Origin of the sequence: Citrobacter sp. Cpo074 (assembly GCF_030332745.1) — a bacterium.
Classification (GTDB): Bacteria; Pseudomonadota; Gammaproteobacteria; order Enterobacterales; family Enterobacteriaceae; genus Citrobacter; species Citrobacter portucalensis.
Genome location: NZ_JAOWHG010000034.1, coordinates 423,657 through 436,882, shown reverse-complemented (window position 1 = coordinate 436,882; position 13,226 = coordinate 423,657). Strand labels below are relative to the sequence as shown.

The 13,226-nt window shown below is 53.5% G+C and carries 14 protein-coding genes and 1 other annotated feature; of the genes, 5 read left to right on the top strand and 9 right to left on the bottom strand.

Annotated features, from left to right (window positions below):
* Positions 1–21 precede the first annotated feature (21 nt).
* Both OGX83_RS20205 and emrD read left to right on the top strand, forming a co-directional pair.
* On the top strand, positions 22–855 hold the full coding sequence (locus tag OGX83_RS20205; RefSeq protein WP_286588963.1) for an EamA family transporter: 834 nt from the start codon (positions 22–24) through the stop codon (positions 853–855).
* Between the two features lie 191 nt (positions 856–1,046).
* Positions 1,047–2,231: a multidrug efflux MFS transporter EmrD gene (gene emrD, locus OGX83_RS20200; RefSeq protein WP_032934162.1), complete on the top strand. Its 1,185-nt coding sequence runs from the start codon at positions 1,047–1,049 to the stop codon at positions 2,229–2,231.
* Here emrD and OGX83_RS20195 read toward each other — a convergent pair.
* Positions 2,158–3,240: a cellulase family glycosylhydrolase gene (locus tag OGX83_RS20195; protein ID WP_286588961.1), complete on the bottom strand. Its 1,083-nt coding sequence runs from the start codon at positions 3,238–3,240 to the stop codon at positions 2,158–2,160. The two genes, emrD and OGX83_RS20195, sit on opposite strands and share 74 nt — an antisense overlap.
* A gap of 78 nt (positions 3,241–3,318) precedes the next feature.
* The gene (gene dsdC / locus OGX83_RS20190; protein WP_003827110.1) at positions 3,319–4,245 is read right to left on the bottom strand and encodes a DNA-binding transcriptional regulator DsdC; all 927 of its coding nucleotides are present in this window, start codon (positions 4,243–4,245) and stop codon (positions 3,319–3,321) included.
* A gap of 229 nt (positions 4,246–4,474) precedes the next feature.
* On the opposite strand from dsdC, the gene dsdX reads away from it, so the two are divergent.
* Complete coding sequence (gene dsdX, locus OGX83_RS20185) at positions 4,475–5,812, top strand: D-serine transporter DsdX (RefSeq protein ID WP_003827107.1); 1,338 nt, start codon at positions 4,475–4,477, stop codon at positions 5,810–5,812.
* Between the two features lie 17 nt (positions 5,813–5,829).
* Positions 5,830–7,152 carry a D-serine ammonia-lyase gene (gene dsdA / locus OGX83_RS20180; RefSeq protein ID WP_286588959.1) on the top strand — a complete coding sequence of 441 codons (1,323 nt, stop codon included), beginning with the start codon at positions 5,830–5,832 and terminating at the stop codon, positions 7,150–7,152.
* Between the two features lie 12 nt (positions 7,153–7,164).
* Here dsdA and OGX83_RS20175 read toward each other — a convergent pair whose 3' ends face one another.
* The 6 genes from OGX83_RS20175 to ibpA form a co-directional block, all read right to left on the bottom strand.
* Positions 7,165–7,677, bottom strand: a complete 513-nt coding sequence (locus OGX83_RS20175) for a radical SAM protein (protein WP_003827104.1) — start codon at positions 7,675–7,677, stop codon at positions 7,165–7,167.
* 14 nt (positions 7,678–7,691) lie between these two features.
* Positions 7,692–8,054, bottom strand: coding sequence for a DUF202 domain-containing protein (locus OGX83_RS20170; protein ID WP_032945444.1), 363 nt, complete (start codon positions 8,052–8,054; stop codon positions 7,692–7,694).
* Positions 8,044–8,391, bottom strand: a complete 348-nt coding sequence (locus OGX83_RS20165) for a YidH family protein (RefSeq protein ID WP_252430567.1) — start codon at positions 8,389–8,391, stop codon at positions 8,044–8,046. Before OGX83_RS20165 ends, OGX83_RS20170 begins: the two co-directional genes overlap by 11 nt.
* A 185-nt stretch (positions 8,392–8,576) precedes the next feature.
* Complete coding sequence (locus OGX83_RS20160; protein ID WP_286588956.1) at positions 8,577–10,238, bottom strand: putative transporter; 1,662 nt, start codon at positions 10,236–10,238, stop codon at positions 8,577–8,579.
* A 124-nt stretch (positions 10,239–10,362) separates the two neighbouring features.
* Positions 10,363–10,791: a small heat shock chaperone IbpB gene (gene ibpB, locus OGX83_RS20155; RefSeq protein ID WP_003827096.1), complete on the bottom strand. Its 429-nt coding sequence runs from the start codon at positions 10,789–10,791 to the stop codon at positions 10,363–10,365.
* A gap of 92 nt (positions 10,792–10,883) precedes the next feature.
* Positions 10,884–11,297 carry a small heat shock chaperone IbpA gene (gene ibpA, locus OGX83_RS20150; protein WP_003023882.1) on the bottom strand — a complete coding sequence of 138 codons (414 nt, stop codon included), beginning with the start codon at positions 11,295–11,297 and terminating at the stop codon, positions 10,884–10,886.
* Positions 11,291–11,363: a sequence feature (ROSE (Repression Of Heat Shock gene Expression) occurs in the 5'-region of heat shock genes and acts as an RNA thermometer to modulate expression.), on the bottom strand. Its footprint overlaps the gene before it by 7 nt.
* Before the next feature lie 238 nt (positions 11,364–11,601).
* On the opposite strand from ibpA, the gene OGX83_RS20145 reads away from it, so the two are divergent.
* Positions 11,602–11,934: a YceK/YidQ family lipoprotein gene (locus OGX83_RS20145; RefSeq protein WP_003023879.1), complete on the top strand. Its 333-nt coding sequence runs from the start codon at positions 11,602–11,604 to the stop codon at positions 11,932–11,934.
* A gap of 1 nt (position 11,935) precedes the next feature.
* Here the strand turns inward: OGX83_RS20145 and OGX83_RS20140 are convergent, their stop codons facing one another.
* Complete coding sequence (locus OGX83_RS20140; protein WP_103014649.1) at positions 11,936–13,162, bottom strand: YidR family protein; 1,227 nt, start codon at positions 13,160–13,162, stop codon at positions 11,936–11,938.
* Positions 13,163–13,226 lie beyond the last annotated feature (64 nt).

The window sequence follows — 13,226 nt, the reverse complement described above, 5'->3', positions numbered from 1 at the left end:
TTCTCAGGGAAGAATTCCACCATGACGCTTTCTGTTTTCTGCATTTTGCTGTTCGCCGCGCTGCTGCATGCCAGCTGGAATGCCATTGTTAAAGCTGGAAACGATAAACTGTACTCAGCGATCGGTGTCAGCGGTTCTGCTGCAATTATGGCATTGATTTGCTTACCCTTTGCGCCGCAACCTTCCGCCGCCAGCCTGCCGTTTTTAGCCGTCTCAACTGCGTTGCAAATTGTATATACCGTCCTGGTCGCCAAAACCTATCAGGTTTCGGATATGAGCCAGACCTATCCGTTAATGCGCGGCACAGCGCCGCTGCTGGTCGCAATTATCAGCGTCCTGTTTCTTGGCGATAGCCTCTCTGTGCTAGCCTGGGTGGGGATTGCCACGATCTGTCTGGCGATCCTCGGCATGGCGTTTAACGGACGCAGCAGCTCGCAACGCGGGATCGTGCTGGCGCTCATTAACGCCTGCTTTATCGCCGGATATACGCTGGTTGATGGCACCGGCGTACGTTTATCAGAAACCGCGCTGGGTTATACGCTGTGGACCTTCTTTCTGAACGGCTCCTGCCTGCTGGGCTGGGCGATGATTGCCCGACGCCGGGAAGCGTCGCGCTATCTGGTACAACAGTGGAAGAAAGGTATTCTTGGCGGGGTTGGCACAATGGGTTCTTACGGTCTGGCGCTGTGGGCCATGACTCAGGCTCCGTTGGCGGTAGTCGCTGCGCTGCGTGAAACTTCCATCCTGTTTGGCGCGCTGCTCGCGTGGCTGCTACTGAAAGAGAAGGTTGCCGGAATACGTCTTGTTGCGGCTGGAGGCATTGCCATAGGCGCAGTTTTGCTACGCTTATCATGACCTCTGTAAACCCGATGCAATCCGGCAACATTTGTTGCCGCTTTTTGTTTACATTTCCTGCCGTTCATCGTTTAAACATTCCAGCCCACTATCTGGCCTTCTTTTTCTGTTGTGGTAGATTCCACGCGCATTTACGGGAAAGTGCAGCACCTTATTCTTATTTTTTCACTTTTTGAAAAGTAATCAGCGAAATGAAAAGGCATAGAAGCGTCAATTTGTTGTTGATGTTGGTATTACTGGTGGCGGTAGGTCAGATGGCGCAAACCATTTATATCCCCGCGATTGCTGATATGGCGCGTGAACTGAACGTTCGCGAAGGGGCGGTGCAAAGCGTGATGGCCGCCTATCTGTTGACCTACGGCCTGTCACAACTGATTTACGGCCCACTTTCCGATCGCGTTGGCCGCCGCCCGGTGATCCTCGCCGGGATGTCCATTTTTATGCTGGCTACGCTGGTCGCCATAACCACCCACAGCCTGACGGTATTGATTATCGCCAGCGCAATACAGGGGATGGGAACAGGCGTCGGCGGCGTGATGGCGCGAACGTTACCGCGCGATTTGTATGAAGGCACGCAGTTACGCCACGCTAATAGCCTGTTAAACATGGGGATTCTGGTCAGCCCACTGCTGGCACCGCTGATTGGCGGTATGCTGGATACCCTGTGGAACTGGCGTGCCTGTTACATCTTCCTGCTGGTGCTGTGCGCAGGCGTTACGTTTAGCATGGCGCGCTGGATGCCGGAAACGCGCCCCGCAGGTGCGCCGCGTCCACGGCTTATCGCCAGCTACAAAACGCTGTTTGGCAACAGCTCTTTCACCTGTTACGTGCTGATGCTGATCGGCGGCCTGGCGGGCGTTGCGGTCTTCGAAGCCTGTTCCGGGGTGTTGTTAGGCGCGCGTCTCGGCTTAAGCAGCATGGTGGTCAGTATCCTGTTTATTCTGCCCATTCCGGCGGCGTTTTTTGGTGCCTGGTTCGCCGGTCGCCCGAATAAGCGTTTCTCGACGCTAATGTGGCAGTCAGTTATCTGCTGTCTGGTCGCCGGTTTGATGATGTGGATCCCTGGTCTGTTCGACGTGATGAACGTCTGGACGCTGCTGGTTCCCGCCGCACTGTTTTTCTTCGGCGCCGGGATGCTGTTTCCGCTGGCAACCAGCGGCGCAATGGAGCCTTTCCCGTTCCTGGCCGGTACTGCTGGTGCGCTGGTTGGTGGATTACAGAACATTGGTTCCGGCGTGCTGGCGTGGTTCTCTGCCATGCTGCCGCAGACCGGGCAAGCCAGTCTGGGCCTGCTGATGACCCTTATGGGGCTGTTGATTTTTGTTTGCTGGCTTCCGCTGGCGTCACGCGTGTCGCATCAGGGACAGGCGGTTTAAGCGTATGATGGCCCGGCTTCTCGCCGGGCTTTTCACACTCAGGGGCAATCATGGTATTCAACAACGGCTCCAGCGCCGGTCTCCATGCCCCTTCCTCACCATCATAGAACTGCGTATCCGCATTGATAGCATAGGGAATTTTCGCTTTCTTCAGCTCGCAAGCCATAAAGCGGGCAAACGCCATTTGCGAGGCAGAAGGCGCGTTCCTGATGGTTTCTCCCGGCGACCAGCCTCCTACCCAACTAACATGACCGGTTTTCTGCTGCCAGTGAATGGCAGTATTGATACGGGCGCGAATGGCGGCCTTTTCTGCCGCTGTCCCTGAGGTCCACGGGTATTTACCGTTATTTTTCAGCGGCCCCCACGGGAAAATATGCCATTGGGCCAGCACGGTATTCTGACTTTGCGGCGGCAATTTTAGGTTGGGCAAATCTTCCGGAGCGGCATGCAGTTTCGGCGCGATAAATATCATTCGCTGTGGATCGATAGCATGGATGGTACGGATGGTTTTGCCATACACCCTATTGAGCGACGCCTGATTATGGTTGAGCTTATCGGCAGGTTCATAAATCAGGTCGAAACCCAGCAACGGCGAACTTTGACCAAAGTAATGCGCCACTGCCACCCACCAGTTAACCACCTCTTTTTCGTTACTGGCACTGGGGTCTTTTTTATACTCGTCAGCCTGATAGGCGATTATCGGGATCACGCCATACTGCTCGCAGGCTTCCACCAGCTTGCGCAGATGAATGAGCCGCGCCTCCGTAGGCTCACCCGCCACGCGAATGCGCACGTGGGTCAACCCTTTCGCCTTATAATCCCTCACCACCAGCGGATCGAATTCACGGATGCCCCGATCGGTACGCGCCCAATCTACATCCATCCCAACCCCAAGCTGCTGCACATACTGCGCCGCCGTCAACGCAGGTTGCGCGGCACACACGGTGGCGCTGGCCAACAGTAAAAGGGAAACAATCGGCTTTAACACGGTCGTCCTTACGCAAATCATCAGGAGTGATATCACGTATTTAGCACGCTTTTTCACTTTCCGTGTAGAGCGAAAGCGTAAAAAATATTCGCGACCCGCTTATTTAACCTGCTCCTGCAGCCAGCCAATAAACGCCTCGATTTTCGGCCACTGCCTGCCGGGCAGCGTGGTGATGTAGTAATGCTGATGACATTTCAGCGCCATATCGCCAAAAGGCGCAATCAACTCTCCGCTGTCGAGGCGTTTTTGCACCAGCCGTTTTCGGCCCATCGCCACGCCGATATGGTTCATTGCCGCAATTACTGCTAAATCCGAACGATCAAAACCAATCCCCGACGATGTCGGCAAATTCGCCGCAAAATGCTGCGCCCAACTGTGCCACTCATCGGTCCCGGAATCGTTACTCCACGCCTGTCTGTCGTGCAGCAACGTACAGTGCGGCAAATTCACCAGCGAACCGGTAAGGTCATGGCGGCGGGCGTAGTCCGGGCTGCACACCGGCAGGATCTCTTCATCCATCAGGAAGTGATGCGTGAGTTGCGCGGAGGGTGCATCGTCAAAATAGATGGCGAGATCGATACCCGCACGCTGTAGATTGACGTTGTCGTTCCCGGTCAACATGGTTAGCGAAATTGACGGGTAGCGACGGGTAAAGTCGCCGAGCGCCGGAACCAGCCAGCACTGGGCGATAGAAGGCCGTGAGTAGACGGTGAGCGTCCCCGAGAGCTCCTGATTCTTAATATCAAGAATCTCCTGGTTAAGCGTGTCCAGCGACGACTTCAGCGCCCAAAATACCCGCTTACCCTCATGAGTGAGTTCCACTTTGCGATGAGAACGAACAAATAATTGGATACCAAGCTCATCTTCAAGCTGATTTATGCGATGGCTGACGGCACTGGGGCTCAATGACAGCTCGTCTGCCGCCAGCGCAAAAGACTGATGCCGGGCCGCCACTTCAAAAGTATACAGCTTTGATAGCTGCCAGCCGTTGAGCAGCCGGTTTCTGACTTCGCGTAGGGGATCCATTCTCACCTCTTTTTCTTCTGATTCATGCGCTGGAGTGTAAAAAAGTTCGCTGCAAAAATCAGCTCAAAGGTGAATCAAAGTGAACCATATCGCATAAACAAAGCGCAATTAGACATAAATCACTCATTTGATGCAATCTGGCTCATGTGAAGGGGGATTTATATCGTTTGTCAGACCATGCCTTATTTTTGTCCAATAACCCTATATTAATCACAGGGCAAGGTGAGTTATGCACTCTCAAATCTGGGTTGTGAGCACGCTGCTGATAAGCATCGTGTTAATCGTTTTGACCATCGTGAAGTTCAAATTCCACCCGTTTCTGGCGCTACTGTTAGCCAGCTTCTTCGTGGGTACGATGATGGGCATGGGGCCGTTGGATATGGTCAATGCCATTGAGAGTGGCATCGGCGGTACGCTGGGCTTCCTCGCCGCGGTTATCGGCCTTGGGACCATTCTGGGCAAAATGATGGAAGTGTCCGGCGCAGCCGAACGCATTGGCCTGACGCTGCAGCGCTGCCGCTGGCTATCCGCCGACGTCATTATGGTTCTGGTTGGGCTGATTTGCGGGATCACGCTGTTTGTTGAAGTCGGCGTGGTGCTGTTGATTCCACTGGCCTTTTCAATTGCCAAGAAAACCAATACTTCATTACTGAAGCTGGCGATTCCGCTGTGTACGGCGCTGATGGCGGTGCACTGCGTGGTACCACCGCACCCGGCTGCCCTGTTCGTGGCGAACAAGCTGGGCGCAGACATTGGCACCGTGATTGTCTACGGCTTACTGGTCGGCTTGATGGCCTCGCTGATCGGTGGTCCTCTGTACCTGAAATTCCTGGGTAACCGTCTGCCGTTTAAACCGGTTCCGGCTGAGTTTTCTGACCTTAAAGTGCGTGACGAAAGTACGCTACCGTCGCTGGGTGCTACGCTGTTTACCGTTCTGCTGCCGATTGGCCTGATGCTGGTAAAAACCGTCGCTGAGCTGAACATGGCGAAAGGCAGCACGGTATATACGCTGCTGGAGTTTATTGGTAACCCGATCACCGCGATGTTTATTGCCGTTTTCGTTGCCTATTACATTCTCGGCCTGCGTCAGCACATCGGTATGGGTACGTTGCTGACCCACACTGAAAACGGGTTTGGCTCCATCGCTAACATTCTGTTGATTATCGGCGCAGGCGGCGCGTTCAACGCTATCCTCAAGAGCAGTGGGCTGGCGGATACTCTTGCGCTGATCCTCTCGAACATGCATATGCACCCGATTCTGCTGGCGTGGCTGGTGGCGTTAATCCTGCATGCCGCGGTGGGTTCCGCCACGGTGGCAATGATGGGCGCCACGGCAATCGTTGCACCGATGCTGCCGCTCTATCCCAACGTCAGCCCGGAGATCATCGCCATTGCTATCGGTTCCGGCGCTATTGGCTGCACGATCGTTACCGATTCCCTCTTCTGGCTGGTGAAGCAATACTGCGGTGCCACCCTGAATGAAACGTTTAAATACTATACGACCGCGACATTTATCGCGTCCGTGATTGCACTGGCTTGCACATTCCTGCTTTCCTTTATTATCTAAGCGCAAAGAGACTGACTATGGAAAACATTCAAACACTTATGGCCCAGTATCCTTTAGTGGAAGATCTGGTTGCTCTCAAGGAGACAACCTGGTTTAACCCTGGCACCACCTCTCTTGCGGAAGGTTTACCGTATGTTGGCCTGACTGAACACGATGTTCAGGATGCTCACGCCCGTCTGACGCGCTTTGCGCCGTACCTGGCAAAGGCATTCCCGGAAACCGCGGCCACCGGCGGCATTATTGAATCTGAGCTGGCCGCGATTCCGGCCATGCAAAAGCGGCTGGAGAAAGAGTACGGGCAGCGCATCAATGGCGAAATTCTGCTGAAGAAAGACAGTCACCTGCCAATTTCTGGCTCGATTAAAGCCCGTGGTGGCATTTATGAAGTACTGACCCACGCGGAAAAACTGGCGCTGGAAGCTGGTCTGCTGACCACACAAGACGATTACAGCGTTCTGCTTTCGCCTGAGTTCAAACAGTTCTTTAGCCAGTACAGCATCGCGGTAGGCTCCACCGGTAACCTCGGCATGTCGATCGGTATAATGAGCGCCCGTATCGGCTTTAAGGTGACGGTGCATATGTCGGCCGACGCCCGCGCATGGAAAAAAGCCAAACTGCGCAGTCATGGCGTGACGGTCGTGGAGTATGAAGAAGATTACGGCGTGGCGGTTGAACAGGGCCGTAAGGCGGCGGAGTCCGATCCAAACTGCTTCTTTATCGATGATGAAAATTCCCGCACTCTGTTTTTAGGCTATGCGGTGGCCGGACAGCGCTTAAAGGCGCAGTTTGCCCAGCAGGGGCGCGTGGTGGATGCAGACCATCCACTGTTTGTTTACCTGCCATGCGGCGTCGGCGGTGGCCCTGGCGGCGTGGCGTTTGGCCTGAAGCTGGCGTTTGGCGATAACGTGCACTGCTTCTTCGCAGAACCAACCCATTCACCGTGCATGCTGCTGGGGATTTATACCGGACTGCACGATACGATTTCCGTGCAGGATATTGGCATCGACAACCTGACGGCGGCTGATGGGCTGGCTGTCGGCCGTGCGTCTGGCTTTGTTGGCCGGGCAATGGAACGTCTGCTCGACGGTCTGTACACCCTGGACGATCAGACTATGTACGACATGCTGGGCTGGCTGGCGCAGGAAGAAGGTATTCGCCTCGAACCGTCAGCGCTGGCAGGGATGGCCGGTCCGCAACACGTTTGCGCCTCTGCTGACTATCAGCACATGCACGGCTTCAACACGAACCAGCTCAATAACGCCACCCACCTGGTGTGGGCGACCGGCGGTGGAATGGTCCCGGAAGATGAAATGGCGCAGTATCTGGCCAAAGGACGTTAAATACCGCTGAGCTTAACGCAGCATCGCCATCAGCTCCATCGGTGAGCGATGCTGCTTAAGCAGGTCACGCATCACGCGCATATGTGGTGCGGTGTGGCTGAAGAAAGCCTGATAGCCTGCACACAGCACGCCCTTTCCATTTTCCTCGCAGTACGCAGGACAATCACCGTGGTAATATTGAAACAATGAGCATGTCTGGCAACGCGTATTCATTGATGACATGGTCTGTCGTTCAATCTGTGCCGTCAGACCACACCACTGGCGAAGCGTTTTATCGAAAAGCTGGATAGATATCTGATTAATATCTTCACGTACCCAGATATCAAATATCGTAATTAAAAATCGGCCCCATGCCTCAGACGTAACCGATTCGTCTGTCAGATGACCTGAACCATCGTGCTTAACCAGCGGAATAAACTGTACCAGGCGAACATTTCCTTGTTGCAAACCACGGTACACTTCAACCGGTTGTAAACACTTCTGATGGTCAATCACCACGTTTAAAACATCATCACTAACATCCATGTTCTCACATCCTGTCATGCAAAATTCCCGATAAATACGATAAGTTGGCGAACATGCGTTACAGCAAACAGCATTGCGAGGGATAACACCGCGAGGGAGATCATAAATTTGTCACGCACCGCGCGAGATTCAGAAAAATCGCTATGACTCACATCCATCAGATTACGGCTGCGGGTGTAGCGCCAGAGGATAATCGCCACTATCGCCAGCACAACTACCGATATCCAGAACAACGCTCCCGCCTGGTGCCAGTTGTGCTTAATCGCCAGCGCCATTAACGCGCCATAACCCAACAACGTGCGAAACCAGGCCAGTGAAGTCCGCTCCGGTTGTAACCCCGGGTCAGCGATGCGTCGCGATTTGCGGCTATCCGGCATACAGCACCAGCGTCATGACAATCGCCGCCACAATAGTCAGCATGACGCTGATAATCAGCAGGCTGTGGGTGTAGGGCAAGTCCTCTTTCAGTCGCATCGCCTTTTCGTTACGTAGCCAGCGCAGGTAGCCGTAGATCGCCAGACCGCCGGCAAACAGACACAGCAACAAGGCAAGCGCCTCACGGATGACCGGCGTGGCAAAATCCGGGGCCAGTTGATCAAGGCCAACCCCCGCCGCCAGAAATCCGAGCGCGGTGCGGATCCACGCCAAAAAAGTACGCTCATTTGCCAGCGAGAAGCGATAATCCGGTGCTTCTCCAAGGCGAGAAATCTTCATGACAGCTCCTTAAATATTGTTGTCTGGTCGTTATACCGGAACAGTTAAGGAGTATGAACCTGATTCTCAAACGAGAGGGCGAGTCGGGTGATGAGACAATGGGAAAGAGAGAGGGTGTTTGTAATGCCGGATGGAGAGTTGCGTTTTATCCGGCCTACAGGAGATGCAGGCCGGATAAGTCAGTTTTAACCTAATCCCCAGAAGAGCACCGCCAACAGTTGCGGGGTGATAATCCTCAGGAACATGACCAGTGGATAAACGGTAGCGTAGGAGAGCGCTGCTGCCCCGCTGGTGGCATGCAGGTTATTAGCAAACGCCAGAGCCGGGGGATCGGTCATTGAGCCAGCCAACATGCCGCACAGCGTCAGATAGTTCATTTTGGCAAAGATTCGCGCCAGCAAGCCCACGGTAATGAGCGGAATCGCGGTAATGAAAATACCGTAGCCCACCCAGCTCAGACCATCTCCCTGTGTTAGGGTATCGACAAAATCACCGCCTGACTTCAGTCCCACCACTGCAAGAAACAGCACGATACCCAACTCTCGCAACGCCAGGTTAGCGCTGGGAGGCATAAACCAGTACAGCTTACCGATGCTACCAATACGCCCCAGGATCAGGGCCATAATCAGCGGCCCGCCGGCCAACCCCAGTTTCAACGCCACCGGGAACCCCGGGATGAACAGCGGGATTGAACCCAGTAGAACACCCAGCCCGATACCGATAAATACCGGCAGCATCTGCACCTGCTGCAGTTTTTGCTGCGCGTTACCCACAACATTGGCAACGGCATCAATGGACGCGGGACGCCCCACCAGATTGAGGATATCCCCGAATTGCAGGCTGGCGTCACTGCTGGCTACCAGCTCAACACCCGCACGGTTCAGGCGGGAAATCACCACGTCGTAACGCTCTTTGAAATGCAGGTCGCGGATTCGTTTACCCAGTACCTGTTCGTTGGTCACCACCACGCGTTCGACGCGTAAATCGGTACCTCGCGTAGACAGCGATGTGTCTACCTCCTGCCCAATCACCACCTGCGCGTTATGCAGGTCAGCAGGCTGTCCGACCAGGTGTAGCAGGTCGCCCATCTGGATAACAGTCCCTGGCGACGGCACCATCAATGTCTCGTCACGTTTCAGACGCGAGCAGATGATTTTGTCGCTGTTCAGAATCGGGACATCCTGAATCGCCATATTGTTGATGTTTGGGTTTTCCACGCGGATGTTCATCGTCTGAATCAGTGCGTGCCCGTTGGTCAGCGTGGATTCATGCTGATGGGCTTCAGCATCGACGTTAACGCGGAAAATAAGGCGCATCAGCCACATGGTCAGTAAAATTCCGCAGATGCCGAAAGGATAAGCCATGGCATAGCTCATCCCCATCTGGTCAACCACATCGCCAGGCGTACCTAAATCGCGCAGAATTTGCTGCCCCGCACCTAACGCCGGGGTATTGGTGACCGCTCCAGAGAATATTCCCAGCACCACAGGGAGAGGAATGGCAAAAATCTTATGCAGGATCGCGGTGACCAGGCCACCCATGATGACAATCAGCACAGCAAACAGATTCAGCCGCAGGCCCGAAACGCGCAGAGAAGCAAAAAAGCCCGGCCCCACCTGAATACCAATGGTGTAGACGAAAAGAATCAGGCCAAATTCCTGAATAAAATGCAGCATGTCGCCGCTCAGGGTCATCCCTGCCTGATCGACAAAATGCCCGACGATAATACCGCCGAACAGCACGCCTCCAATGCCAAAACCCACACCACGTATTTTTATGTTGCCGATCCATAACCCGACAACTGCCACTAATGCCAGAACGCTGACCGTCAATGCTATATCACTCATTATTCTGTTCCCTGTGAATAACATCATTAAGTAAATGGATTCTCGCAGAGTACAGTCGCAATGTATGGGTGGTAAAGCACAAAAAAGCCCCGTCATTTCTGGCGGGGCAAAGGCATGGAGCTATTTAACTATCTAATGCAGGACGTTCGCTGATGGCGATACGTTGTGGAGCAATGGTTTCAGGTTCATTCCGGGTCAAATCAATATGCAGCAAGCCGTTAGTGAAGCTTGCGCCGGAGACCTCCATATTTTCAGCCAGCGTAAAGCTCAGGCTGAACGGCTGAGTGACCAGCCCCTGATGCAACCATTTGGTCTCTTTTTCCGGCTGCTGCGGCGTACCTTTCACGGTCAGGCGCGTGCCTTCCAGTTGAATATCCAGATCTTCCTGGCGGAAACCGGCTAACGCAAGGGTAATGCGGTAGTGGTTATCATCGCTCTTTTCGATGTTATAAGGCGGGAAGCTCTGGCTTTCACCGGTGTTTTGCAAGGCATTGGCCAGTTTGTCAAAACCGATCCATTGACGCAGCAGTGGGGATAAATCGTAGTTACGCATAATAATCTCCTTCTAAGAAGCGAGTAGGTACCTTTCGGCTCCCTGACGGCAAGCCGATGACTTAGCAAGGCCGCCTGAAGCGGCCTACAGAATTAGTTGATTTCGATGCGGCGCGGTTTGTTCGCTTCAGGAATCACGCGCTCAAGATCGATATACAGCAGACCATTTACCAGGTTTGCGCCGCGAACATGAATGTTCTCCGCTAACTGGAACTTGCGTTCAAAGTTGCGCTCGGCAATACCCTGATACAGGTAAGTACGTTCTTTTTGATCGTCCGCATGGGCGCCTTTTACCACCAGCAGATTGTCCTGGGCAGTAATTTCCAGTTCGCTTTCAGCAAAACCGGCAACAGCAATTGCAATGCGGTAATGGTTTTCGTCTACCAGCTCAACGTTGTACGGAGGGTAGCCGCCATTGCTCTGGCCCTGATTGTTTTCCAGCAGGTTAAACAGACGGTCAAAACCAATAGCAGAACGGTACAGCGGGGATAAATCAAAGTTACGCATAATCAATAGCTCCTGAAATCAGCGAGAATAATTGACCTTCCATCATGGACAGGTCAGGTAGCCAGGACACCCATCAGGCATGCCCTTCATTTGTCTACACTCTAAAAATGGGTCTTAATACAAACTTTTCAAGCGTATTCATCTGACTTTTTTTGCAGTTTGTTGTCTATTGCATACACTGGGGGGAGCAGTTGTTCTCGTTAAATCGCGATGGCCGCCACAGTGCGACGAAATGGTGATGTTATTTTCGCAACGGATCGCTTTAACTCACCATGCAAACACGATAAATACAGATGAATAAATGATGATTAAAAAAATGTTGGTAACACTGACGATGTGTAGTGGGATGGCGTTTGTAAGCGGTTGTTCCAGCATCATGTCGCATACAGGTGGTAAAGAAGGGACGTATCCTGGCACGCGAGCCAGTGCCACAATGATTAGCGAAAGTGATACAAACTGGGGAACCAAGTCGCTGGCGATTCTGGATATGCCTTTTACCGCGGTGCTCGATACGGTATTGCTACCTTGGGATCTCTTTCGCAAAGATAACTCGGTGAGATCCCGCGTAGAAAAGAGCGAGGAGAGAACCCAGGCCACGAACGCCGTTATTCCCCCGGCAGAAATGTCTGCTCCATAAATTAACGCCCGGTTTCAGTCACCCACAGCTGGCGGAAACCCTCGACGTCTTCCATCCACGCAACCTGTCGACCATCAGGGGAGAAGACGATCGCATCGGCCGACGGCGGGTTATCATGACGTTCCGTTAAAAAATCAATCTCGCCCGTTTGAACATCACAACAGGCAATTCTGTTCTCCAGTACAAATCCCAGCCATTTCCCCGATGGGTGCCAGTTAAAGGCTGACTGAATATTCGTAGCGCACTGGGTAAGCTGACGCGGCGCTCCACCCTGTGGGGAAATCAGCCAAAGCTGTACAATACCGTTGTCATCACGCATTAAAAACGCAATCTCTGATGCCTTTGGATTACTGCGTACCCAGTGGCGAGGCTGATTCACCAGCCCCGGGAAGGCGCGCTCATGGGTAAACGTCAGACGGCGTTGGCGAATACCGGATGGTGGCGCAGGCATGGTCATGTCAGTCCCCTCCAGAGGCGCGTCCCCCGGCTGTTTCCAGCCGCTTTCATCCTGTGGCAAATCAACAATAAACAGCTCCGGTACTTTCTCGCCAGTGGCTGATAGCGTATCACCGATAAACGCCAGCCTGTTTTCTCCAACCCAGCCCTCTTCATAGGCGCGGTTAATCTCATCGCTACCCGGTTTTGGCGTTGGTGTCGTCTGGCTCACCAGCACGCACCAATGGCTGCCACTGTATTCACGCGGATGCTGCGCGGAGACCTTCACCGGGCCATACGGTGCGGCCACACCGACGTTGCGTAAATCGAGCGCCGGAGAGCGCTCATGCAAAACATGGTCGTTATAGGTGAAACTGACAAACTCACCGTTCGGGCTAAAGACATGCACATGACTCCCGCCGCGCAGCGCACCTGGCGTATAGGGCGCGGTAATATCCATTGCATCCAGATTCTCCACCCCAGCCTGCGTAACAATCACCCCACGACGATGATGGAAGTCGTAATGCCATGTTTCATCAGGATTTTCAGGCCCGTGAATGAATACATATTTTTCCAACTTTGGATGAACGGTCACCACGCCAACGTGCGATCCCTGAGTAGCCCGGTAAATCACTTCCAGCTCGCCAGTATGGATATTGACGCGCTCAATTGTTTCACCGGTAAAAGAGGCGCCGGAAGGGCGCACATCAAAGACCAGCCACTGGCTGTCCGATGTCCAGGTGTTGATATTGGTAAGCTGATGATTACGCGGCGTAAAGGTGATTTGCTTCATGAGATGCCCTGATACAAGACGATTAAAACAATCATACTTCACAAGCACTTCACTTTCAGGCTTT